The 23,588-nt window shown below is 64.2% G+C and carries 19 protein-coding genes and 2 tRNA genes; 5 read left to right on the forward strand and 16 right to left on the reverse strand.

What is annotated here, in order from left to right; translation table 11 throughout:
* Positions 1-79: 79 nt before the first annotated feature.
* A complete protein-coding gene (locus ABCN07_RS02865; protein WP_343005293.1) occupies positions 80-610 on the reverse strand; it encodes a hypothetical protein in 531 nt (176 codons plus the stop codon).
* Positions 611-730: 120 nt separating this feature from the next.
* Here ABCN07_RS02865 and trxA point away from each other — a divergent pair, with 120 nt between their 5' ends.
* Positions 731-1,051 carry a thioredoxin gene (trxA, locus tag ABCN07_RS02870; RefSeq protein WP_320678547.1) on the forward strand — a complete coding sequence of 107 codons (321 nt, stop codon included), beginning with the start codon at positions 731-733 and terminating at the stop codon, positions 1,049-1,051.
* Positions 1,052-1,291: 240 nt separating this feature from the next.
* Here trxA and ABCN07_RS02875 read toward each other — a convergent pair whose 3' ends face one another.
* The 6 genes from ABCN07_RS02875 to ABCN07_RS02900 all read right to left on the reverse strand — a co-directional run bounded on the left by ABCN07_RS02875 (position 1,292) and on the right by ABCN07_RS02900 (position 9,841).
* Complete coding sequence (locus ABCN07_RS02875; RefSeq protein ID WP_343005294.1) at positions 1,292-1,801, reverse strand: YfcE family phosphodiesterase; 510 nt, start codon at positions 1,799-1,801, stop codon at positions 1,292-1,294.
* A 3-nt stretch (positions 1,802-1,804) separates the two neighbouring features.
* On the reverse strand, positions 1,805-2,524 hold the full coding sequence (locus ABCN07_RS02880; protein ID WP_293815853.1) for a LytTR family DNA-binding domain-containing protein: 720 nt from the start codon (positions 2,522-2,524) through the stop codon (positions 1,805-1,807).
* 16 nt (positions 2,525-2,540) lie between these two features.
* Positions 2,541-3,719, reverse strand: coding sequence for a histidine kinase (locus tag ABCN07_RS02885; RefSeq protein ID WP_320678543.1), 1,179 nt, complete (start codon positions 3,717-3,719; stop codon positions 2,541-2,543).
* A complete protein-coding gene (locus ABCN07_RS02890) occupies positions 3,716-5,053 on the reverse strand; it encodes a glycosyltransferase (protein ID WP_343005295.1) in 1,338 nt (445 codons plus the stop codon). Before ABCN07_RS02890 ends, ABCN07_RS02885 begins: the two co-directional genes overlap by 4 nt.
* A gap of 281 nt (positions 5,054-5,334) precedes the next feature.
* The gene (gene nifJ, locus ABCN07_RS02895) at positions 5,335-8,868 is read right to left on the reverse strand and encodes a pyruvate:ferredoxin (flavodoxin) oxidoreductase (protein WP_343005296.1); all 3,534 of its coding nucleotides are present in this window, start codon (positions 8,866-8,868) and stop codon (positions 5,335-5,337) included.
* A gap of 313 nt (positions 8,869-9,181) precedes the next feature.
* Positions 9,182-9,841 carry a hypothetical protein gene (locus ABCN07_RS02900; protein WP_343005297.1) on the reverse strand — a complete coding sequence of 220 codons (660 nt, stop codon included), beginning with the start codon at positions 9,839-9,841 and terminating at the stop codon, positions 9,182-9,184.
* 214 nt (positions 9,842-10,055) lie between these two features.
* On the opposite strand from ABCN07_RS02900, the gene ABCN07_RS02905 reads away from it, so the two are divergent.
* Together ABCN07_RS02905 and ABCN07_RS02910 are read left to right on the forward strand one after the other, a co-directional pair.
* Positions 10,056-10,904: an ABC transporter ATP-binding protein gene (locus ABCN07_RS02905; RefSeq protein WP_343005298.1), complete on the forward strand. Its 849-nt coding sequence runs from the start codon at positions 10,056-10,058 to the stop codon at positions 10,902-10,904.
* Positions 10,894-13,098 carry an ABC transporter permease gene (locus tag ABCN07_RS02910; protein WP_343005299.1) on the forward strand — a complete coding sequence of 735 codons (2,205 nt, stop codon included), beginning with the start codon at positions 10,894-10,896 and terminating at the stop codon, positions 13,096-13,098. The genes ABCN07_RS02905 and ABCN07_RS02910 overlap by 11 nt, the downstream gene beginning before the upstream one ends.
* Before the next feature lie 188 nt (positions 13,099-13,286).
* Here the strand turns inward: ABCN07_RS02910 and ABCN07_RS02915 are convergent, their stop codons facing one another.
* From ABCN07_RS02915 to purH, 3 genes are read right to left on the reverse strand one after another with little or no spacing between them, the layout of a single operon-like run.
* Entirely contained in the window at positions 13,287-14,378 is a 1,092-nt protein-coding gene (locus tag ABCN07_RS02915) for a sensor histidine kinase (protein ID WP_343005300.1), read from the reverse strand.
* A 3-nt stretch (positions 14,379-14,381) separates the two neighbouring features.
* The gene (locus ABCN07_RS02920; RefSeq protein WP_343005301.1) at positions 14,382-15,056 is read right to left on the reverse strand and encodes a response regulator transcription factor; all 675 of its coding nucleotides are present in this window, start codon (positions 15,054-15,056) and stop codon (positions 14,382-14,384) included.
* Between the two features lie 55 nt (positions 15,057-15,111).
* Positions 15,112-16,719, reverse strand: a complete 1,608-nt coding sequence (gene purH, locus ABCN07_RS02925) for a bifunctional phosphoribosylaminoimidazolecarboxamide formyltransferase/IMP cyclohydrolase (RefSeq protein ID WP_343005302.1) — start codon at positions 16,717-16,719, stop codon at positions 15,112-15,114.
* Between the two features lie 194 nt (positions 16,720-16,913).
* Here purH and ABCN07_RS02930 point away from each other — a divergent pair, with 194 nt between their 5' ends.
* The gene (locus ABCN07_RS02930; protein ID WP_343005303.1) at positions 16,914-17,624 is read left to right on the forward strand and encodes a GNAT family N-acetyltransferase; all 711 of its coding nucleotides are present in this window, start codon (positions 16,914-16,916) and stop codon (positions 17,622-17,624) included.
* Positions 17,625-17,778: 154 nt separating this feature from the next.
* Here ABCN07_RS02930 and ABCN07_RS02935 read toward each other — a convergent pair whose 3' ends face one another.
* The 4 genes from ABCN07_RS02935 to ABCN07_RS02950 form a co-directional block, all read right to left on the reverse strand.
* Positions 17,779-19,728, reverse strand: a complete 1,950-nt coding sequence (locus ABCN07_RS02935) for a DUF2207 domain-containing protein (RefSeq protein ID WP_343005304.1) — start codon at positions 19,726-19,728, stop codon at positions 17,779-17,781.
* A gap of 225 nt (positions 19,729-19,953) precedes the next feature.
* Positions 19,954-20,044, reverse strand: a tRNA-Ser gene (locus ABCN07_RS02940).
* A gap of 53 nt (positions 20,045-20,097) precedes the next feature.
* On the reverse strand, positions 20,098-21,120 hold the full coding sequence (gluQRS, locus tag ABCN07_RS02945; protein WP_343005305.1) for a tRNA glutamyl-Q(34) synthetase GluQRS: 1,023 nt from the start codon (positions 21,118-21,120) through the stop codon (positions 20,098-20,100).
* A 75-nt stretch (positions 21,121-21,195) separates the two neighbouring features.
* Positions 21,196-21,714, reverse strand: a complete 519-nt coding sequence (locus tag ABCN07_RS02950; protein ID WP_293814735.1) for a ferritin — start codon at positions 21,712-21,714, stop codon at positions 21,196-21,198.
* A 271-nt stretch (positions 21,715-21,985) separates the two neighbouring features.
* Here ABCN07_RS02950 and ABCN07_RS02955 point away from each other — a divergent pair.
* Positions 21,986-22,062 (forward strand) — tRNA-Arg (locus ABCN07_RS02955).
* Between the two features lie 229 nt (positions 22,063-22,291).
* On the opposite strand, the gene ABCN07_RS02960 is transcribed toward ABCN07_RS02955, so the two are convergent.
* Positions 22,292-22,711, reverse strand: a complete 420-nt coding sequence (locus tag ABCN07_RS02960) for a hypothetical protein (protein ID WP_343005306.1) — start codon at positions 22,709-22,711, stop codon at positions 22,292-22,294.
* Positions 22,712-22,917: 206 nt separating this feature from the next.
* The gene (locus ABCN07_RS02965) at positions 22,918-23,340 is read right to left on the reverse strand and encodes an Hsp20 family protein (RefSeq protein ID WP_320680662.1); all 423 of its coding nucleotides are present in this window, start codon (positions 23,338-23,340) and stop codon (positions 22,918-22,920) included.
* Positions 23,341-23,588: the final 248 nt, after the last annotated feature.

Below are 23,588 nucleotides of genomic sequence, written 5' to 3' on the forward strand. Positions count from 1 at the left end.
CGATCCGGTGTCCGGCCCGCCACGCCAGCGCGGCTCGCCCGGCCCGGTCCGCTGCCCAACCCGGTACGGCCCGCCGCGCCTAGTACGGCTCGCCCAGCGGCGGAACCTGCTTCAGGCGAGCCCACATGACCTGCTTTGCCTTTGCGTCCGCGAGGCTCTGCTCGAAACCGCCGAGGGCAAGAACGCGCATGCCCAGCAGGCGCACCACATACCCGGGCGCGAGCGTCGCCGCCTCGAGGCTCTCAAGCTCGACGAGCTCATCGGCAAAAGCCTCGCAAATGGCGGAGGCGGCAGGATCGTCCAGCGCAATGACCGTGGCGGGGTCGAGCGTGGCGATGGCAAGGCGTAACGTTCCCGGCACCAGGGGGAATCCCTCCGCATCGCGGACGGAGAGCGCGGCCCACTCCTCCGGCGCATAGCCGAGGGCGCCAAGGGCGGCGCGCAGGGCATCGCCATCCGGGCCAGCCAGAAGCTTGACGCCAGACTCCTCGGGCTCGCCCTTCACGAGCAGCACGGGAGAGAAGGCGTTGCCAGACATGACCACGCCGGCATCAGCGAGATCGCCGAGCTCGGCCTTCGCCTTGTTCACGTACTCGTCACTCACACCCATGGGGACCTCCGCCGCCAACTTAACCGGTCTTTGATTCTAGCGCCCATTTTCCGGGTATAACCCCGTCGTCAACAATCGCGTGAGCCGCGCCTCGCGCCACAAGATCATAGGAGGGCCACCATGGCTGCAAAGGCAATCACCCAGGATACGTTCGATGACATCATCAGCAGCTCTGACAAGCCCGTCCTCGTCGACTTCTGGGCGTCTTGGTGCGGACCCTGCCGTGCCCTCTCCCCCATCATCGAGGAAATTGCCAACGAGATGCCCAGCGAACTTGCCGTCTATAAGTGCAACGTCGAGGACGAGCAGGACCTCGCCATGCGCTTCCAGGTCATGTCCATCCCCACGCTCATCCTCTTCAAGGGCGGCAAGGCGGTTCACACGATGGTCGGCAGCGCCCCCAAGGCCCGCATCCTCGCAGAGCTGCGCGAGTACCTGTAAGCAAGCGCCGGCAAGCTCAGGTCCCAGACACGCCGGACACACCGGGGCTCCAGCCCACCACTCGCGTCCGACACCACCAGCAAGATATACCAAGCGCCCGCGGAACCCATCGGCTCCGCGGGCGCTTCGCGTTCCATATCTCGAATCGTCACCGGCCACGTCAGCGCCGCGCTCGCCCTGGCTCACAGCATCAGCCACGCCGTCACGACCCAGACATAGGCTCGCCCCGCCACGGCCAGGCTACCAGCCCATGAAGAAGCGGCCCTTACCGCGCCCGTCCTTCTCGGGGACCTTCAGCTCCACGATATTCGAAGAAACCACGTGGCTGTCCTGCACCATAAGGCGAGCGATCGTCGGGCCCGCCATGCTCCTCGGGAACGTCGGGCTGCCCGGGTTCACGATGATGGAACCGTTCGCGCGCTCGACGATCTCCGGTACGTGGGTGTGGCCGCAAACCCCCACGTCGCAGTGCTCGCCCGTAAGGTTTTCGCGATAGTGCGTGACGCTGAACTGCAATCCCTCGTATTCGAAGCGCACGAGACGCTTCACCTCGGGCCCGTACTCGCCCGCCCAGTCATTGTTGCCCAGGCACATCCGCAGGGGCGCAAGCGCCTTGAGCGTAATGAAGTCGTCCTCCGAGGTAATGTCGCCGGCATGGACGATGAGGTCGCAGCCATCAAGCGCGTCAAGCAGCTCGCGGGAGAGCCTGCCGTGGGTGTCCGAGATAACGTCGATACGTCGCAATGTCATGGGCTAGAGCCCCAGAGCGCGCTTGAGCTGCACCACGCGGCGGCGCGAGACGGAAATCTTCTTGCCCTCAACGCCAGCAATGCCAAGCTGCATCACGCCACTCGACACGACCTCGACGTCCTCGACGTACTGAAGATTGACGATGTAGCCACGGTGCACGCGGAAGAATCCGTGCGGGGAGAGCTTCGCCTCGAGCTGCGCGAGCGAGATAACCGAAAGATAGCGATCGGAATCCGTGTAGATGCAGGAATAATCGTCCTTCGCCTCGATATAGCGAATCTGGTCGATGGGGACGAGAACCTTGCGGCCGCCCTTCTCGACGGGAATGCGCTCGGCCGGAGCAGCCGGGGCGGCGGCTTGCTTGCCGCGAGCCTCAACCTTGTCGAGGGCTCGCTCGAGGCGATCCGTCTCGACAGGCTTCATCAGGTAGTCGACGGCGTCGACGTCAAACGCCTCGAGGGCGTACTCGCTGTAGGCAGTGACGAACACCACCGCAGGCGGGTTTTTGAGCTTATGGAGCGCCTCGGCGAGCTGCATGCCGTTCGTCTTGGGCATAGAGATGTCCAGGAACAGCACGTCCGGGCGGCTATCCATCAGCTTCTCGACGGCGTCACGAGCGCTCGAAGCCTCGGTGATGTTCTCAACCCTTCCGGTCTCCTCGAGGAGGAAGCGGAGCTCGGAACGAGCAGGGGCTTCGTCGTCAACGATCATGGCACGCAGCATAGAATCACATTCCTCGTCAGTCGTGGGCGGCGGTGCGCGCGAGGCGCAGCGTCACGCACGTCCCCTCGCCGGGCTTCGACATGATGTCGATTCCCGAGTCGAAACCATAAAACCTCTCGAGCCTCTCTGCAACATTCCTCAGAGCGATGCCCGTTCCCTTCTCCTCGTCCGAGCAGCCACAGGGCTGGTCGGTCGAGACGCTGCAGCGCAGCTTTTCAAGCGTTTCCTCATCCATTCCAAGGCCGTCGTCCGTTACGGCAATTAGGACGTCAGACCCATCGATCTCTGCCCTGATGTCAATGCTCAGGGCACCCTCATCGCGCATGGCATGGCGAACGGCGTTCTCCACGATCGGCTGGACGATAAAGGCCGGGACGAGCACGTCCCCGCACCCGAAGCCAACGTGCTCGTGCTCGGAGATGCGGTCCTCGCCAAAGCGAGCGTGCTCGAAGCGTAGGTAGCGCCTGGTCTGCTCGAGCTCACGAGCGAGCGGGATGAGCTGGTCAGAGCTCTCGAGCGTCTGACGATAGAAGACCGCGAACTCGCGCAGGAGATTACGGGCACGCGTCGGGTCCGTTCGCGTAAATGCCGCGATGGTGTTGATGGTGTTGAACAGAAAATGCGGGTTGATCTGCGCCTGTAGGGCCTTTACCTCGGCCTTTGCCGTGAGCTCAGCCTGACGATCAAGCTCGTGGGTGGATAGCTGGGTGGAGAGCAGCTGGCCAAAACCACGCGCGATCGCAAGCTGGCTACGGTTGATGTCCGCAGGCGAGCGATAGTAGAACTTGATGGTTCCGCACACGCGGTCCTGCACGTTAAGCGGAACGACGATGCCGCCACGCATGTTGCGAGGCAACTCCGTGTTGTCATCCTCGTTGCGCGACTGGAACATCCCGAGCTTGCCCGTCTTGAGCACCTCGAGCGTGCCCGCCGTGTGAATGGGACTGCCGGGAGGGAAGTCCGCGGCAAGCGCGCCCTCGTAGGCGAGCACATGCTCCGTGTCCGTCATGGCAACGGCGACGGCCGTGGTCTCAGGCAGAAGGAGGCTGCAGACCGCCTTGCAAGCCTGCGGGGTAAGGCCGGCTCGCATGAGATCGAGCGTCCTAGAAGCAAGGCCCAGGATATGCTCGGTGCCCTGTGAGCTGCGAATGTCCCCGTAGCGAGCGAGCCCCTTGTTCAAGCGGTGTGCCGTCATGCCTCCCCTTCCCTACTCGTGGTGGTGTCTTTCCGATTCTCGCCCTGCGTTCGGGCCCCATCTTGGCTCTGAAGCCGCGGCTCGCCCTGGTGCTCGGTACGCGCCTTGCTCTTTCTCCCACCGCAACGCGGGACGGGTTCTGGGCGCTTCGCCTGAATCTCCGCGACCTTGACGGCAAGCTCTTCGTCGTTCCAGAGCCCGTCAATCGCGGTTGGCCAGAAGCTCAGCAGGCGCGCATAGTTCTGCGCGTTCGCGCCGGCGTAGGCGCGAGCCTCGCCGATGCCGCGGTGCCAGATAGCAAAACTCTGGCGCCTTCCCGGGCCCGCCACGATGCGGGCGAGGGTCGCCTTCGAGATCCTGCCCTCGACCTCCGGCGAGATCCAGCGGCCGGGATAGGGCATGAGGGACGCGGGCGTGACCTGGCGAAGCTCCTGCCTCTGCGAGCAGAACGCGAGCTTGGCGCGTTCATACAGCCAGCGGTAGATGTCCTGGAGGAAGCGGTTTGGCTCATCCGGCGTCGCGGGCGGCAGGTGGCGCACGTACCACTTGTTGTCAAACCACATCTCCAGGCCGGAAAGGCGCAGGTTGAAGAGGTAGTCGAGGTCCTCGCCACGTGTGATCCAGGGATCGAAGGGCACCTGGGAGAAGGCGCTCGCGTGAATGGCAAGGCATCCGCCGCAGACATAGTTGGAGCGGCAGATGCGCGTGCCCGCAAGCGCAGAGGACATCCACTCGTTGAACTCCTCGCGCTTCGACCACCAGCGCTCCCAGAAGCGACGCTTGCCGCCGCCCGCGAGGTGAGATCCCTCGGCATCCACGAAGTGTCCGGTCTTCGCAAGAATCTTCAGGTCCTGACGCGTGAGGTGGCCCAGACCGAAGACCGCATCCACGAGGAAATCCGGGGAAAGGGCGACTTCGTCGTCATCCATAAAGACGGCGACATCGTGGCCGAGCATGGCGCAGACAGCGAGGCCAAGATTACGGATGGCACCGTAGCCGCGAAGCGAAACCGGCTCACCGCCGATACCCGGGCAGAGGCTCTCGATGTGGGCGGCAATGAGGCGGGCCTCAGGGGCACCCACGACATACGGCGAAAGGCCCTCGTGGTCACGAACGATGGCGTTGATGCGTGCGCGGGCCGCAGCCTGCGCACTCGGCGGAGCAACGACGAGGATGACCGTCCTCATCACGCCGCGAACATCGTCGAGCGAGTCGAGACAGCGCGCGAGCTCGGGCAGGGGCTCGTCTATGGACGTGGCATGGTCATAGACTCCCGGCTGCGAGGGATCAGTAGCCCAGTAGGTTGGTATGACGACGGCGGGATTCAATGGCACTACCAGCGATACCCAGTACGGGGAGCGGCAGCATGGGTCATGACGTCGCGCACGACGCAAGCCCACCCGAGGCAGGTAAGAGACTTGTCCATGAATACCAACTCCCCTTCATCTCTTTCTGACATTCTACCTCACGGAGCATTTGCAACCGCTCGCCGAATGGCAGATGAAGGGTCGCGGCAAGCAATACGCGCCGCTTGTCCCACAAAAAAGGCCCGCCCCGGTTTCCCGAAGCGGGCCCTAGCCCAAACTATGTCAGGCGCGCGAACCTAGCTCGTGGCTTAGGCCTCGTTGTAGAGGGCCTTGAGCTTGAGCAGATGAGCGTAGCGCTCCATGGCGGCCTGCTCGTTCTCGGCGAAGAGCTCCTTGGCGCGCTCGGGGAACGAGCGGGTGAGCGAAGCGTAACGAGCCTCGTTCATCAGGAACTCCTGGTAGCCACCCGCCGGCTCCTTGGAGTCGAGCGAGAACTTCTTGCCCTCCGGCGCGGCCGGGTTGAAGCGGAAGAGGTTCCAGTAACCGCAGTCCACAGCCTTCTTCATCTCGGACTGGCAGTTCATCATGCCGCCCTTCTTGATGGAGTGCATCTCGCACGGGCTGTAGCCGATGACAAGGGACGGGCCGTCGTAGGCCTCGGCCTCGGTGATGGCCTTGAGGGTCTGGGCCGGGTTGGCACCCATGGCGACCTGGGCGACGTAAACGTAGCCGTAGGACATCTCGATCTCGGCGAGGGACTTCTTCTTGGTCACCTTGCCGGCGGCAGCGAACTGCGCGACCTGACCGAGGTTAGAGGCCTTGGAGGCCTGGCCACCCGTGTTGGAGTAGACCTCGGTGTCGAAGACGAAGACGTTGATGTTGTGGTTGGAAGCCAGGACGTGGTCGAGGCCGCCGAAGCCGATGTCGTAGGCCCAACCGTCGCCGCCGAAGATCCAGAAGGACTTCTTGGTGAGGTAAGCCTTGTCGGCCAGGATGGCCTTAGAAGCATCGCAGCCGCACTTCTCGAGCTCGGCGATGTAGGCAGCAGCCGTGGTCTTGGAGGCCTCGGTGTCGTTGCGGTTCTCGAGCCAAGCGGCAGCAGCGGCCTTCAGCTCGTCAGAGGCGTCGCCCTGGAGGAGAGCCTCAGTCTCGGCGACGAGCTTGTTCTGGACGGCGGCATAACCAACGGCGAGGCCGAGGCCGTGCTCCGCGTTGTCCTCGAACAGGGAGTTGTTCCAGGCCGGACCGTGACCCTCAGCGTTGACGGTGAAGGGCGAGACGGCAGCCGGGTTGCCCCAAATGGAAGAGCAGCCGGTGGCGTTGGAGATGAACATGCGGTCGCCGCAGAGCTGGGTGACGAGACGCGCGTAAGCGGTCTCGGCGCAGCCGGCGCAGGAGCCGGAGAACTCGAGGTACGGCTTGGCGAACTGGCTGCCCTTGACGTTGGAGGCAACGAGCTCCTTCTTCTCCGTGACCTTGTTGACGGCGTAATCCCAGACGGGAGCTTGATCGAGCTCGTCCTCCTGCGGGACCATGGTGAGAGCGTCCTTCGGGCAGACCTGGACGCAGTTGTAGCAGCCCATGCAGTCGAGCGGGGAGACGGCGATGGCGAACTTCAGGCCCTCGACGCCCTTGCCCTTGGCATCGATCATGCGCATGTTCTCAGGAGCCGCGGCAGCCTCGTCAGCCGTGAGGGCGATCGGGCGAATCGTGGCGTGCGAGCAGACATAGGCGCACTGGTTGCACTGGATGCACTTGGTCTCATCCCAGTGCGGAACCATAACGGCAACGCCGCGCTTCTCGTACTGAGAGGCACCGAGCTCCCACTGGCCGTCGACGTACTTCTCGAAGGCGGAAACGGGCAGCGAGTCGCCGTCCATGCGGTTGATCGGGTCCATGATCTTCTTGACCTGCTCGACGATCTCCGCGCGACCCTCGATGGAGAGCGTGGAGGGAGCGTCCTCGGCAGTGGCCCAGTCAGCGGGAACCTCGAACTTGTGGAAGGCGGTGGCGCCGGCGTCGATGGCCTTGTGGTTGGCGTCGACGATAGCCTGGCCCTTCTTCATGTAGGACTTGGTGGCGGCGTCCTTCATGTACTGGAGGGCGTCAGCGGCCGGCAGGACGTTGGCCAGCGCGAAGAACGCGGACTGCAGCACGGTGTTGGTGCGCTTGCCCATGCCCACCTTGGCGGCGAGGTCGATGGCGTCGATGAGGTAGACGTTCACGTTGTTCTTGGCGATGTAGCGCTTAGCCACGGCCGGCATGTGCTCGGCGAACTCCTCGTCAGACCACTGGCAGTTCACGAGGAACGTGCCGCCCGGCTTGACGTCGCGGACCATCTTGAAGCCCTTGATGATGTAGGACGGGTTGTGGCAGGCCACGAAGTCGGCCTTCGTGACGTAGTACGGCGAGCGGATCGGGGAATCACCGAAGCGCAGGTGCGAGACGGTAACGCCGCCGGTCTTCTTGGAGTCGTACTGGAAGTAGGCCTGGACGTACTTGTCCGTGTGGTCACCGATGATCTTGATCGAGTTCTTGTTGGCGCCAACGGTGCCGTCGCCGCCGAGACCCCAGAACTTGCACTCGATGGTGCTCGGGTCAGCGGTGTTGGGCGCGTCCTCGTCCTCGGGGAGGCTGAGGTGCGTGACATCGTCGTTGATGCCGATGGTGAACTCGCGCTTGGGCTCGTCCTTCTTGAGCTCCTCGAAGACGGCGAAGGCAGACGCGGGCGGCGTGTCCTTGCTGCCGAGGCCGTAACGGCCGCCGGAAACGTGGATATCGGTCTTGCCGGCCTCATAGAGGGCAGAGACGACGTCCTGGTAGAGCGGCTCGCCGATGGAGCCCGGCTCCTTCGTGCGGTCCATGACGGCGATCTTCTTGACGGTCTCGGGGAGGACGTCAACGAAGTGCTTGATGGAGAACGGACGGAACAGGCGGACCTTCACCAGGCCGACCTTCTCGCCGTGGGCGTTGAGGTAGTCAATGACCTCCTCGAGCACGTCGCAGAAGGAGCCCATGCAGACGACGACGCGATCGGCATCGGGAGCGCCGTAGTAGTTGAACAGGCCGTAATCAGTGCCGAGCTTGGCATTGATCTTGCCCATGTACTCCTCGACGACGGCCGGCAGCTCGTCATAGGCCTTGTTGCAGGCCTCGCGATGCTGGAAGAAGACATCGCCGTTCTCGTGGGAGCCGCGGGCATGCGGGTGCTCGGGGTTCAGGGCGTGGTCACGGAAAGCCTGGACGGCGTCCATGTCGAGCATGTCCTTGAGGTCGTCGAAGTCCCACATGGCGACCTTCTGGATCTCGTGCGAGGTGCGGAAGCCGTCGAAGAAGTTCAGGAACGGCACGCGGCCCTTGATGGCAGCGAGGTGGGCAACAGGCGAAAGGTCCATGACCTCCTGGACGTTGCCCTCGGCGAGCATGGCGAAGCCGGTCTGGCGACAGGCCATGACGTCAGAGTGATCGCCGAAGATGTTGAGCGCGTGGGAAGCGACGCAGCGGGCGGAGACGTGGAACACGCCCGGCAGGCCCTCGCCAGCGATCTTGTACATGTTCGGGATCATGAGCAGCAGGCCCTGGGACGCCGTGTAGGTCGTCGTGAGAGCGCCAGCGCCAAGGGAGCCATGAACGGTACCGGCGGCACCAGCCTCAGACTCCATCTCGACGACGTTAACCGGGGTACCAAAGACGTTCTTGATGCCCTGGGCGGCCCACTGGTCGACGTGGTCGGCCATCGGGCTGGACGGCGTGATCGGGTAGATGCCCGCCACCTCGGTGTAGGCGTACGAGACCCAAGCAGCAGCCTCGTTGCCGTCCATAGACTTGAACTTACGTGCCATATCCTCTCCTTCTGACGAGGTCGCGCGGCGGCAGGTGACGTGGGTCACCACCACCCCCTGGCGGTTGCCTCTCCACGCGAAATCGCCCCCTGGCCACTTCCCCGGCGGCCAAAAGGCGGCTATTTCATAGCCATTTGATTATCCCGCATTCTGGGCCGGTTCAATCGGGTTTTTAAGAAAGCATGCCAGCGATCTGCCGAGCGGTCATCGACGCGTCGCAGCGCGACGTCCGCTCGAAGGCGTTATTCTCCGGTATTCACGCTTGCTTCCTGCGGCTTTGCTGCAGAGGGGCCACAGGAAGCGATGGCGTTTCCTACCTTGCAGCCCGGGCGGTCTTGGCGAGCAAGGCCTCCCAGCTCTGGGCAAAGCGCTCGCCCATGGGGCCCTTGGCGTCCGACGCCGGCACGACGCCGTGCTCGTCCGAGACGAGGAAGGCCTCGTCGCAGGCAGCGCCCATCTCGAGGTCCTCGGCGAGGGAGTCCGCGCGCTCGACCGGGATGCCGAGGGTCGCTGCGAGGTCGAGGACGAGCGACGCCGCGCCCGAGGAGATCGAGCCCACGCCCGCGCCGTAGACGAGGGAACCGCCGCGAGCCACCCAGATCGTCTCGGGGGCGACGTCGGTCTCGCCCGCCTCGAGCTCAGAGGCCTTGGCGCGCTCGATAAGCGCCGAAAGCGAGGTGTCTGCGAGCGGCTCATACTCCCCCACCGCCATGGCGGCGCGGCCGAGCTCGTCGATCATCAACATGAGGACGCCGTTGGGATGCTCATACGAGCCATCCTTGAGGGTCCACTCCACGTGTTGCTTGACCCAGCCCAGAAGCTGCGGAGTGAGATGTTTGCCCAGCACCATGCGCTTACCGAGCGCGCGCATGTGGCGATTCATGGCAGGCAGCTCGCCACCCTGAATTCGCCAGCGGCACACGAGGACGGGAGCGCCAACCTCGAACTCCTCGGGAATCTTGCCATCTGCCATGAAGAACCGCCTTTCTGCGGGCGCTTCGCGCCAGGATCCGGAGACGCCGCGCGCACGACGCCCACACACCCGCACACTCGGGCGCGGGTGCCCAACATTACATTTTTGCAACCACACTGTAAGCCAATTCGATGGCTCCGCAGGGGCGGTCGCGCAACGATACTGGTGTCATGCAGCTGCGCCCCGACGATGGGGCGTAAAAGAAAGGATACCCATGGGCAACCACTATCAGCCCAACTCCAACATTCCTCTCGATGGGTCACCGGTGCGTCAGGCGCCTGCGAATTCGGTCCTCTCCGTCCAGCACCTCGAGAAGACCTACGGGAACCGCGGCAAGAGGGGCCGTGGAGCGACCACCCGCGCCCTGGCGGACGTCTCCTTCGACGTGAACGAGAGCGAGTTCGTAGCCATCATGGGCGCCTCGGGCTCCGGCAAGTCGACGCTGCTCAACTGCGTCTCGACTATCGACTCTGCCACGAGCGGCCACGTCTTCGTGCGCGGCGTCGACGTCACGTCCATGCGCGCAGGCGAGCTCGCGCGTTTCCGCCGCGAGCAGCTCGGCTTCGTCTTCCAGGACTCGAACTTGCTCGACACCCTCACTGCCCGCGAGAACATCGCCCTGCCGCTCACCATCTCCCGCGTCTCCGCCGGCGAGACGCTCGCCCGCGTGGAGGAGATGGCCCGCCGCCTCAACATCGCGGACGTCCTCGACAAGTATCCCTACCAGCTCTCCGGTGGCCAGCAACAGCGCGTCGCCGCGGCACGCGCGCTCGTCACCAAGCCTGCCGTCATCATGGCGGACGAGCCCACCGGCGCCCTCGACTCCAAGAGCGCCCGCCTCCTGCTCGAGAGCCTCCAGCAGCTCAACGAGGAGAGGGACGCCACGATCCTCATGGTCACCCACGACAGCTTCGCGGCAAGCTACACGGAGCGCGTGCTGTTCATCCGCGACGGCAAGATCTTCACCGAACTCCGCCGCGGAAGCTCGCCTCGCCGCGAGTTCTTCGACCGCATCATGGAGGTCGTCGCGATGATGGGCGGTGAGGGCTCCGATGCTCTGTAAGCTCGCCTGGGGCAACGTCGCCCGCGCGCGGCGCGACTACCTCATCTACCTGCTCACGCTCACGCTCGGCGTGACCGTCTTCTACGCGTTCAACACCATCAGCCTGCAGGTCGACCTCGCTGGCGTCGATGTCGACAGCGTGGCCGAGGTCCTCGGGAGCCTGCTCGACGGCGTCACCAAGTTCCTCGGCGCGATCATGGGCTTCCTCATGGTCTACGCCAACAACTTCATCATGAAGCGCCGCAACAAGGAGTTTGGCCTCTACCAGGTACTGGGTATGACGCGCGGCCAGGTCGCCCGCATCATGGCGCTCGAGACGGTCATCGTGTCAGCCGCGGCACTTGTCCTCGGCATCATCTTGGGCGTTGGCCTCTCCCAGCTGATGGTCTTCTTCACCGCGTCGCTCTTCAAAACGCAGATCGCCAACTTCAAGTTCATCTTCTCCACGAGCGCCCTCGCGATCACCGTCGAGTGCCTCGCCGTAATCTTCCTCGTGACGCTCGTGTTCAACCTTCGCGTGGTGCGCAAGTCATGCCTCGTCGACCTCATGGGGTCGGGGCGCCGCAACGAGTCGGTCAAAACGCGCAACCCGCTGCTCGCAGGTCTGGTGTGCCTGCTTGGCGCCGTGCTCATCGGAGTGGCCTACTCCCGCCTGCTGCATGACGGCCTCCCCGTCACCGCCAGGAGTGAAGAGCTCGAAGCCGCGATGACCCAGTTCGAGATCACCACGGGAATGGTGACCCTCGGAACCGTCCTGTTCTTCTTTGGGCTCTCGGGGCTTTTGCTCAAGCTCCTCCAAACCGTGCGCGGCATCTATTGGCGCGGCCTCAACGCCTTCACGCTTCGCCAGCTCTCCGCCAAGGTCAACACCGTCTCGCTCTCGATGGCCATCATCTCGATGATCCTGTTCCTCGCCATCACGTCCGTCACCACCGGCATGTCGATCGTCAATGCCATGACCAACAGCATCGAGCGCATGAACCCCGTCGACTTCAGCCAGAGCGTCTGGTACAACTACAGCCCCTCCGAAGGCACCGACGAGAACCTCAACCCCCTGCGCTATGTCGCGCCGGACCAGCCGCTCGACGTCGCGAGCGAGCTCGAGGCACGTGGCGTCGACCTTGACTCGGTCTGCGACTCCACGGTCCAGCTCGACAGCTACTTCCCGCTCGAAAGCGAGCAGGTCACCCGCGTCGAGCGCCGCGAGAGCACGGCCAGCGAGAACCCGCTCACCATTCGCGCCCTCGCCGAGAGGACGGGAGCCGAGGTTCCCGACGGCATGACCAACTCGGACGCTGACCTCCTAGGAATCGACGTCATGAGGGAGAGTCAGTACAACCAGCTCCTCGCCTATCTCGGCAAGCCGCAGGTGGACCTCGGCGAGTGCGGCTACCTCATCACCTGTGACATGGGCGACGCCATCGCCAGCTTCTACGACAAGGTCCTCGCCTCCGACCTCACCATCAAGCTGGGAGGCCACGAGCTCAAGCCCGCGGCCCAGAAGGTCGACGTCGGCAGCAGCGCCCTGGCGAACTCCGCCGTGGGCTCCAACTCCGGCACTATCATCGTCCCCGACGCCGTCGTCGACGACGCACACCTCCAGGTCAAGAGCTCGAACCTACTCGTCAACTACAACAAGCGGGGCGTCAGCATCGACCAGGGCGACGAGTTCATAAACCAGTCGGCGCTTAGCCGCATCACCTACAGCGAGATCAGGTCGGGCAGCGACGTCTTCGGCTTCTTCGGGCCCAGCGTGACCCGCGGCGAGATGTTCGCCTCGATCAACACGTTGGCGGGTTCCGTCAGCTACCTCGCCATCTACATCGGCTTCGTGCTCGTGATCGCCTGTGCGGCAATCCTTGCCATTCAGCAGCTCTCGGGCGTGTCCGACGCCAGCCGCAGCTATCGCGTGCTCTCCGAGCTCGGCTGCGACAGACGACAGATTGCCCACTCCATGCTCGCGCAGCAAACCGTGTTCTTCATGTTCCCGCTCGCGGTAGGCGTCGCCCACTCGTTCGTGGCGCTGAGGGTCGTCATCGACCTCGTCAGGGTGTTCGGAGGTCTCACCATCAGCGGCATGGTGGGCTTCACCTGCGCGATCTTCCTCGCGGCATACGGTGGCTACTTCCTGGTCACCTACGCCATGAGCCGCGGCATCCTGAACGACGCCGTTCGCACCCGTTACACGGCGTAGCGCAGGCGGCGAGCAGGACACTGCCTGGCACCCGAGGGTCGGCCACGTGGCCGGCCCTCTTTTTTTGTCCGAGCTCGGGCCCGCGGGCGGCGGCGGGCGGCGGGGCGAGCGCGCCGGGTGCCCGGCAAGCCTCGAGCGGCATCGCCCGAATATGCGGACGGCCAGGCCGAGCCAACAGCGCGCAGCCGCTAGTCCTCGAAGTAGTGCATCTTGTTAGCGGGGAAGGCAAGCGTCACGGAGAAGAACTCGTCCTCTGCCGAGTCAACCGCGACCGAGACGCCCATCTTCCGGGCGAGGCGCGCGACGAGCCAAAGGCCCAGACCCGTCGACTGCTTGTGGGTACGGCCGTTGTCGCCCGTGAAGCCGCGCTCGAGCACGCGTGGCAGGTCCGCCGCGCTCACGCCGCATCCGTTATCCCGCACGGTCAGTTCAACGCGCTCGCTCGCGAGGCCCTCGTCCAAGAGGCGCGCATCGAACCAGACCTGAGGCCAGCCCTCGCAACCGGGGCGCACGTAGCGGGCCGTGTTCTGGAGGAGCTGCCCCAGCATGAAGACGAGCCATTTGTCGTCCGTGAAGACCTTGAGGTCGAGGCCCTCGCCCAGACGCGGCGTCACGCCGGCGGCGATGAGCAGGTTCGCGTTGGCCTTGATGGCCGAGGCCACCATCTCGCGAAGCGAGTGGGAGCGGACGAGGAAGTCGCGCTCGAGCGTCTCGGAGCGCGCGTAGAACAGCGCCTGCTCAACGTAGCGCTCGACGCGGACGAGCTCGTCTTCGACCGAGCGCAGGCGCGGGACGACGGGCTCGACCTCGCGCGGGCAGCCCACGCACGCATCCGCGTCCTCCTCGAGGTTTGAGAGCGCCAGGCGCGCGGCCGTAATCGGGCTCTTTGCCTCATGCACCCAAGTCTCGACGTAGGCGCGATACTCCTCGACGAAGCGACGCTGCTCGGCGACCTCGTCGCTGGCGGTCTTCGCCACGGAGACGAGCGCGTCATAGGCCACCTGGCCCTCGGGGAACTCTGGCCTGTCGATGAGCTCCGGCAGCAGGCGCGCGTTGTCAAGCGAGGAGCAGGTCTCGGAGAGGGAGTCCCAGAAGCCGCACTCGCGGGCAAACCCCAGTGCGACGGCGACGAGCGCCGAGACGAGCACAATCGAGCAGACGAGCGCGACGAAGGCCGCGCCCATGCCGGAGATGTGCAGCAGGAGCGCAAGGAGTAGCTCGAGCGCCACGAGGACCAGAAGCTCCGGGACGCGCGAGCGTATGTAACTTCCCAACCTCATCGGCTACGCCTGGACCGAATAGCCCTGGCCGCGGTGCGTGACCAGGAACCCCTCGACGCCCACCCTCGCGAGCTGGGCGCGGAGGCGGTTGACGTTGACCGTAAGCGTGTTGTCATCGACAAAAGCGTCTGAGTCCCAGAGCTCGCGCATGAGGTCCTCGCGCGAGACGATTGCGGGGGAACGGCGCATGAGCAGGCCCAGGATGCGCATCTCGTTCTTGGTGAGCTCGACGGTCTTGCCGTTCGCGGCGGCGCAGGAGCGGGAGAGGTCGAGCGTCACGGCCCCGCGCTCGATGGTCGAGGCGGGCGTCGCAGCCTGGCCCGCGCGGCGCAGCAAGGCCTGGATGTGAGCCACGAGCACGCGGGGGCTATAGGGCTTGGGCACGAAGTCATCCGCGCCCAGCGTCATGGAGACCACCTCGTCCGCCTCGGTCACGCGGCTCGTGAGCACGATGACCGGGACTGAGGAGGCGGCGCGGATCTCGCGGCAGATGAGCTGGCCATCCGTACCCGGAAGCGTGAGATCGAGAAGAACGAGGTCCGGGGCGGCAGCGAGGGCAAGCTCGGCGGCGCGGGAGAAGTCCTCGCACGCCTCCGCCTCAAAGCCCTCGCGCTCGAGCATGCGGACGAGCTCGACGCGGATGCCCTCGTCATCCTCTATGACATAGATCTTGGGCAACGCTCCCCCAAACAAAATGCCGGCGGGCCGAAGCCCGCCGGACTACCACCAGCTACTAGTGGCGGAAGTGCCTGGTACCGGTGAAGACCATGGCGATGCCGTGCTCGTCGCAGGCCTGGATGGACTCCTCGTCGCGGATGGAGCCGCCGGGCTGGATGATCGCGGTGATACCGTGCTCGGCGAGGACGTCGACGTCATCGCGGAACGGCAGGAAGGCGTCGGACGCGGCGACCATGCCCTCGGTCGAGACACCCATGCGCTCGCAGGCGGCCTCGGCGCGCTCGCAGGCGATGCGGGCGGAGTCCGTGCGGTTGGGCTGGCCGGGACCCATGCCGATGCCGGCGCGGCCCTTGGCGACGAGGATGGCGTTGGACTTCACGGCCTTGCAGACGCGCCAGGCGAACAGCAGGTCATCCATCTCGGCGTCCGTGGGCTTGCGCTTGGTGGGCACCGTGAAGGTCGCGGGGTCCTCACTCACGTGGTCGATGTCCTGGACGAGGACACCGCCGTCGACGGTGCGGACCTCGTGGCCAATCGTGCGGTCGACGCCACCGGTGGCAAGCACGCGCATGTTCTTGCGCCTGGAGAGGCGCTCGAGGGCCTCGGGCGTGTAGCTCGGGGCAATCATGACCTCGACAAACTGCTTGTTCACGTCGGCGAAGTGCTCGCACAGCGACAGGGGCACCTCACGGTTGACGGCGATGATGCCGCCATAGGCGGAGATGGGGTCGCAGGCGAAGGCGCGGTCATAGGCCTCGGTGACATCCGCGGCGGTGGCGGAGCCACACGGATTCTGATGCTTGAGGATGACCACCGCGGGCTCGTCGAACTCGCGGACGGCCGCCCAGGCGGCGTCGGCATCGAGGATGTTGTTGTAGGAGAGCGGCTTGCCCTGGATCTGCTCGGCGCGGGCAAGCGAGTGCTCCGGCGCGTCCGGGCTCACGTAGAAGGCGGCAGCCTGCTGCGGGTTCTCGCCGTAGCGGAGGTCCTGCTCCTTGGTGGCGGTGAGCACGAACTTCTCGGGGAAGGCGCTCGTGGCCTCGCCCTCGGCGGAAGCCTTGGCGGCCTGCTCGCCCAGCCAGGCGGCGATGGCCGTGTCATAGGCGGCGGTGGTTTGGTAGACCTTCAGCTGCAGGCGACGGCGGGTCTCGAGCGTGGTGGCGCCGTCGTTGGCGCGCATCTCGGCGAGGACGGCGTCGTAGTCCGCCGGGTCGCTGACGACGGTCACGGCGTCAGCGTTCTTGGCGGCGGAACGGAGCATGGAGGGGCCACCGATGTCGATGTGCTCGATGGCGTCCGCGAAGGTGACGTCGGGCTTGGCGACGGTCTTCTCGAACTCATAGAGGTTGACGACGACGAGGTCGATCATGCCGATGCCGTGCTCCGCGGCCTCGGCCATGTGCTTCTCGTCATCGCGGCGGGCAAGAAGGCCGCCGTGCACCTTGGGGTGCAGGGTCTTGACGCGACCATCCATCATCTCGGGGAATCCCGTGTACTGCTCGATGGGGACGACATTGACGCCGGCGTCCGCGAGCACGCGGGCCGTGCCGCCGGTAGAAATCACCTCGACGCCGAACTCATCCTCGAGCGTCTTGACGAACTCGACGACACCGGTCTTGTCGGTGACCGAGACGAGCGCCCTCTTGATGGAACCCTGTGCCATGAAACCTCCTCGTTGATTGCTAGCAGTCCGGGAGCGGCCTCCGCCGAACACGCGCGGCGCCCGAAGGCGGTCGCTGGGGGATGCCCGTGGTTTCAACTCCCAACGCTTCATTGTGACGCATGCGGCGCCTTCTCGCCCGTCGAGAACGTGAAAAACGGGTAGGCTTTTGGAATAGCACCCGAAACGGAGGAATTATGGCTTTGTTTGGCGACGGCATCACGTTCGAACCACTCACCGGAGATGACCTAGACGACATCGCAGGCCTTGCCGCGGACGCCTGGTATTCGCCCGACGGGCTGGGGGACATGACGAGCGCCTCCATGGAGGGCACATGGCTCGATGACTCCGAGCGCGACCGTGTGGCACGCCTCATGGCGACCGATGAGATCGCCGCCTATCTCCAGGAGATGACGTGGGGCGTAAAGGCCCTGCTCAATGGCAAGATGGTTGGCGTCATCGTGACGCACGGCACCCACACGAGCGCAGAGACGGCCGAGCATTTCGGGCACGTTGGCGCGGAGGCCCGCAAGCGCGCCGAGGAGCTCCTCACGGCAGCACGCGAGCGCGCGGAGCACCCGGACAACGTCGAGCCCACCGAACCCATCTACCTCGATGAAATCCGCGCCACAAAGGAGATGCGCGCCGAGGCGGACCTCGGCTCGATTCCGCGCATTCTCCTGCTCGTAGTCAGCACGGAGGCGCGCGGCCACGGCCTTGGCAAGCGCCTCATCGACCGGGCGCTCGACCACTTCCGCCGCCACGGTGCGGAGCGCTATTGGCTCGTCACGGACACGGACTGCGATTGGTCCTTCTACGAGCACCTTGGCCTCGAGAGGCTCGCGGATCGCCCCGGCATGGTGTCTGGCGCCCCGGAGCACTACTTTGTCTACGGAGGCAGAGCCTAGGCGCCAGAGAACGCAAGCGCGACCAGCGTGCCGGATGTGGAATCCCGCAGGCCGCGCAACCTCGCGAGCGCCAGAGAGCACGAACACGACCGGCGCGCCTGATGCACCAGGCGCGCCGGTCGCTCAACAAAGGTCGCGTGGACGCGCGGGCACGTTAGAACGCGCCGCCACCGCCGCCACCGCCTCCGCCTCCGCCGCCACCGCCGGAGAATCCACCGCCGCCACCGCCGCCGGAGCTCGAGGAAGACGCGGCGAGGGCAGCAGTGCTTACGTTGTGGGCGCTGCCGAAGTCCGTGGTGAGGCAGCTGGCGGGTCTGTCGAGGCCGGCATAGCCGTAGTCGTGGAGCCAGCAGTAGCTGTAGAAGTACGGGCTTGCGAGGACCTCGGGCGCCGCGACCTTGAGCTGCTCGATCACGCGATCCGCCACCCCGAGGACGACGGCCATGACGAGCAGGCGATCCCACAGGGCGACGTCGCGAGGCACCGCCTCGTTGAGCAGCGTGAAGTCCTTGAGCCAGCGTTTGAGGGCCTCAAGCTTGCCCGCAAGCTCCATGCCCTCGCGAGACATCGGCGCGAGCCTGGCGCACACGATGATGCCGACCGTCATCGCCACGATAGAGAGCACGAGCACGGCAATGCCCGCCAAGATGGCGTCATCAGCCAAGAGCGCAACGCCGCAGACCATGCCCACCAGGCCAAACAGCACGGAGAAGATGGCGAGGGGAACACGGCCGGTCACCTCTTCGCCATTGAAGAAGCCTCGTTTCTCCGCAGCCGCCTTGACCTCGTGCTCCCAGTCGCCCAGGGCCTCGCTATAGGTGGCGGGTGCCTTCTTGGCGGCACGCTTGAAATCCGAGAATCGCAGCGTGGAATAGCCGGCGGCGGGAGCCGTGCTCATTTTGCGGTCCTTGCCGCGGGGTGCCACGACGTCAAACATGAGATGCATCGCGGCGTCATCGATAGGATCGGTCGCAACGCGCGTGCTGCGGGTGATCTGATAGTCCTTCGCCCTACCCTTGCTATCGCAGATGAGGTCAAGGCCGATGATGCCATCGTCCGTGAGCTTCATAAGCGTGGCGGTGAAGCACTCGTTCGAGACCTTGCCGCCCTTCAGCAACGCGCCGAGCACGGCGGGATGGTCTGCGGAGGGGACGTCGCGGAAGTACTCGTCTGGGAAGGCCTTCCTGCGCATGCGCTTATAACGCCTCGTCAGGAAGAGCGTCAGGCCTCCCGTCGCCGCGATCGAGACGCCACCCACGGTCCCGAAGATCGCAAGCTCGAGGCGGGCGCGCTCGCGGCGCTCGTTCGCCTCGTCTGCCCAGCGCTGCTCGTCACGCAGGATCGAAGACATGTGCTCGATGGAGCTGGGCACCATGCCCGTGAGCCACTCGACCGGGAAGGTCACGCGGGCCTCGGCGTACTCGCTCGTTCCCACGCCGGGAATGGCGTAGACGATCTCGTTGCCGTCGAAGGCGAGCGACGCGTCGAGCGGGCCATGGCCCCAGGCGCGGACGTTATCCTCGGGACGCACCGTCTCACCAGCGGGGACGGGAAGATGAACGCGATAGGTGACGTTATCAGAGGGCACGTCCCAGCCGTTCGAGACGAGCTTCCAGTAGAGTTCGCCGGTATCGGCCCAGGCGTTGACCACGTTGGTGACGGTGTAGGTGATGCGCACCGTGGCGGATTCGTCCTCGTGCGAGGAGAAGATCTTCACCTTGAGCGCGCTGCCGCTATCCGTGAGCTGATAGGTGCCGTCAGCCCCCGAATCAGACTCGATGAAGCTACCCAGCTCGGGAGAGGATAGGTCCTCCACCGTGATGTTGGTAATGCTCACGTCACCAGAGTTGGTGGTGGCAACGGGCCCGCGCTTCGAGAGGTTCCAGTAGACGCCATGGAAGGATCCGTCGAAGTCGAAGGTTCGCTCCTCGGCGACCGTAATCGACCCGTCCGTGTTGACGGTTAGGTCCCCAACAACCTCGTCAATCGAATACTCGCGCGCCTGCGCCGGCGTGGGCGCGAGGACGAGGGCAAGTGCGAGAAGCACGATGACGGGGACAAGCGCCCCGGCAGCCCCGCGCCACCTCTTGCAAGACATAGCCATGTGGCTCCCTTGAACGGGCCAGTGTTGGCCACATGGTACCCGATGGAGGGCGACGTCAGCCTGCGGGTGGGAACATGGCAGCCGCCCAGTGCGGCGACGCGAATCGGCACCCACGGCGGTGGCCCGGTACGGTTGAGGGCCACAGCACGACGACACGGGCCAGCACAGCGCATCGGCGCAAAAGAAAAGCCCCGCGGGGACGAATCCCTGCGGGGCTGCGCGTTCTGGCGGAGAGCTGGGGATTCGAACCCCAGATACCCTTGGGGGGTATACTCGCTTAGCAGGCGAGCACCTTCGGCCTCTCGGTCAGCTCTCCGTAAAAGGTGCTAGAGAATCATACCTCACACCGGCAAAACTGCAAGGGTTTCCTCACACGAAAGACAAGAAGTCTTCGTCCACCACGATATCCTCGCGATGACTGGCGACCGTCCCCCACGAAAAACGGGGCACGAGGGCATCCGCAGTCAGGCTCTCCCCCACCTCGGCAAGGCCCAGACGGCTCGCGATGGCGCCAATCAGAGGACCGGGGGTCTCGAAACGCTCGCGGAGAGCGCCCAGATCGAGGTCTCGCTCGCGCTTGGAGAGGCGGCGGCCGTCCGGCGCCACAAGCAGCGGCACGTGGCCATACTCCGGATTGCCATAGCCCAGCAGGCTCTGGAGATACATCTGACGAGGCGCGGAACCCAACAGGTCACGCCCGCGGACCACCTGCGTGACGCCCATCTCCGCGTCATCGACCACCACGGCAAGCTGATAGGCGACCACGCCGTCGCTTCTCCGTACGAGAAAGTCCCCGCACTCGTGTGCCAGCACCTCGCGTTGCGCCCCATAGGCGAGGTCACAGAAGTCGATGGTGCCCGCCGGATCGGCGGCATCGGGCACTCGCAGGCGCGTCGCCGGGGGACGCACGGCAGCTCGCGCCGCAACCTCATCGGCGGAAAGGCCACGACACGTACCGGCATAGACGTAGGTGCCGTCGCTCGCATGGGGCGCCGTCGCCGCATGGAGCTCGCTGCGGGTGCAGAAGCATGGATACGTGAGCCGCAGGCCCTTCGAACCGGCCTCTATGCCGCTGCCGCCGAGGCGGTCGATCGCGGCGGCGTAGACCTCGGCGCGTTCGCTCTGCCAGAAGGGGCCCTCGTCCCAGTCAAGGCCAAGCCAGTTCAGGTCATCCATGATGAGCCGGGCTGCCTCGCGACTCTGAGCGCGAGGGTCGAGGTCCTCGATGCGGAGGATCATACGCCCGCCTGCAGAGCGAGCCGACAGCCACGCCAAGAGACACGACGCAACGTTTCCCAGATGCATGCGCCCGGACGGCGTGGGCGCAAAACGCCCGACGACGCGCTTGGGCGCCGTCGGGCGGGCGATATTGGTGTCATGAGCGATATCCATGTCGCCCAGTATGGCACATGCGGAGCGAGCGCCGTGGCACGGCGCCCGAGCGGCACGAGGCAGTGGCGGCAGAGACTACATCGGCAGCGTGGTCTGCGCGATATAAGTGCGCGTGGCGTACTCGCGATCAAGATCGTACAGGCCCTTGGGGTCAGTGCCGAAGAGCTTCATGTTGCTGATCATGTCGCGCGCGTTGGCCTCTTCCTCGCCCTGCTCCTTCACGAACCAGTCGAGCATCTGCATGGCGCGAATGTCGTGGGCCTCCTGGGCGACCTCGTAGCAGTGGTGGATGAGGCTCGTAACGTACTCCTCGTGCTCAAGGCCGGCCTCGAGCGGCTCGAGGTCGTTGGAGAAGGTCTTGTCGGGCTTGTCGATGGCCTCCATCGTGGGCTTGTAATCATTGTCGAGCAGGTAGCGACGAAGAGCCTTAGCGTGGTCCGTCTCCTCCTGGACCTGGATCATGTACCAGTTGGCAAAGCCCTTGAGGCCGCGGTCCTCGTAGTAGTCAGCGAAGGTGAGATAGAGGTAGGCGCTATAGAGCTCCTTGTTAATCTGGTCCTCAAGCACCTTGGCGACGTTCTCGTTAATAGCCATAGAGTCTTCCTTCCAACGTATTGAACGGACTGTTAATCCGATAAGCATGCATACCCAAACGCCCGCGTGTCATGCTCGCCATACGAGATTCCCAACAAAGATGAACCCACTACGGACGCAAAGACACGCGACTTCTATTCTCCCTCAAGATCAGCCATTGGTGTCCGATTGGAAAACCCCTGCTCAAGGGCGTTGCTCAAAAATTTTTTACTGAATTTCGAAAAAGTACTTGACGAAGGGTAGGTCGAATGCGAGTATATCTAACTGCGCTGCGGCATTAGCTCAGCTGGATAGAGCGTTTGACTACGAATCAAAAGGTCATAGGTTCGAATCCTATATGCCGCACCATTAAAAAGACGCAGGTGGTTGTCTTCGGACGGCCACCTGCTTTTTTGTGTATCGCAGCAAAGCCATCTTCCGGCTCGAATTGGGCCGAGGCGAATAGAGCTGAGGCGAGCTGAGGCGCCTCATCCCGAATAGAGCCGAGCCTCCCCTGGCCTAGGAAAGCGCCAGGGGACTCGGCCGGACTGCCAATCACGCCCACGCACGGACCCAGCAAGCAGCCTATCGCAAGCGGCTAGTCGAACAAGGCCCCCATCAGCGCCTCGTCTCCCTCAAGGCGAACCGCCGTTGCATCCGGACCAAACGCTCGATAGGCATAGGGCACCTTCGCCGCATCAAGGATGTCGAGGAGATCCGAAAACTGCACCTCATCATCCGCGAAGAGCGCCGTGAGCAGTGCGGGCAGTGTCCTCTCAACGCTGGGGAGAGGACCAGCCAGCACCTCAATGAGCGCAGGGAGATTCTGGGCCGTCACGCACGCGCAGCCGATATGCCACGGCGCATCATAGACATCAAGTGTGGTATCGCCCTCCGTACGGCAAACGACAAGCACACCTTCTGGCTTCTCGACAAGGCCCATCTGGACCGTCTCCCGAGAAGAGCAACGCCTTGCCAGAACCGTGCATCCATCAGACGTGATCGTGATGTCGCGCATACCATCTCCCATCTCTTGGCCTCTGATAGACAGAGGATACAGCCCCTATCTGACACTAAATCGAACTAATGTTTGCTTACGCAAACGCTCTACCTCGTGTTATCCATTCCAGATTAGTCATAAAAAGAGGGGCCGCCGCCTAAGCGACAGCCCCTCCTCAAAAAATCGCACTCGCTACGTTGCGAGCCTAGCGTGACTGAGCCCATCTAGTCGATGGAGACCTTGGTTACGTTGGCCTTCTCGTCCTGCTTCGGGACGTTGACGGTCAGGACGCCGTCGGCGAGCTTGGCGGACAAGCCACTCGTAGCAGCATCCTTCAGGAAGACGCCGCGCGTGCAGGTGTACTCGCCGGTCTCACGCTGCAGATAGTTCTTTGCCTTCTGCTCGTCAGAGTCCTTCTTATCAACCGTGATGGAAAGACGGCCCTCGTTGAGCTCGACGTCAATCTGATCGCGCGTGACGCCAGGAACGTGAGCGCTGACCACATAGGCATCGCCAGCATCCTCGACATCCATCTTGAAGTCTGCCGCCGCAGTGGCCGGAGCGAGGAAGCTGTCAAAGACGTCATCGAACGGGAAGGCCACACGCGCGAGACGGTTGTAACGATCATACGGAATCATGCTTGCCATGGTTACCACTCCTTTTGTGGTTGTGGGCACCTCGCATTGCCTGTGCCCCTTGTGTCGCTGGTATATGTTCCCGCGACGATTGTTTCTAAACACGTCAATACAAGATTTCTTAGTCTTTTTTGCTAATAAAATCTAAGTCTGTCTATATAAGGTCTCATAAGCGAACAAGAGCCAGCGCAAGCTTCCGTCGCTCCGCCGCCCTCCCCTCCCCGCTCCAACGCCACGCCCACGCGGCGCATTCGCGTCGA

Origin of the sequence: Collinsella sp. 1033st1_E11_1033SCRN_220408, assembly GCF_039062465.1 — a bacterium.
Classification (GTDB): domain Bacteria; phylum Actinomycetota; class Coriobacteriia; order Coriobacteriales; family Atopobiaceae; genus Parolsenella.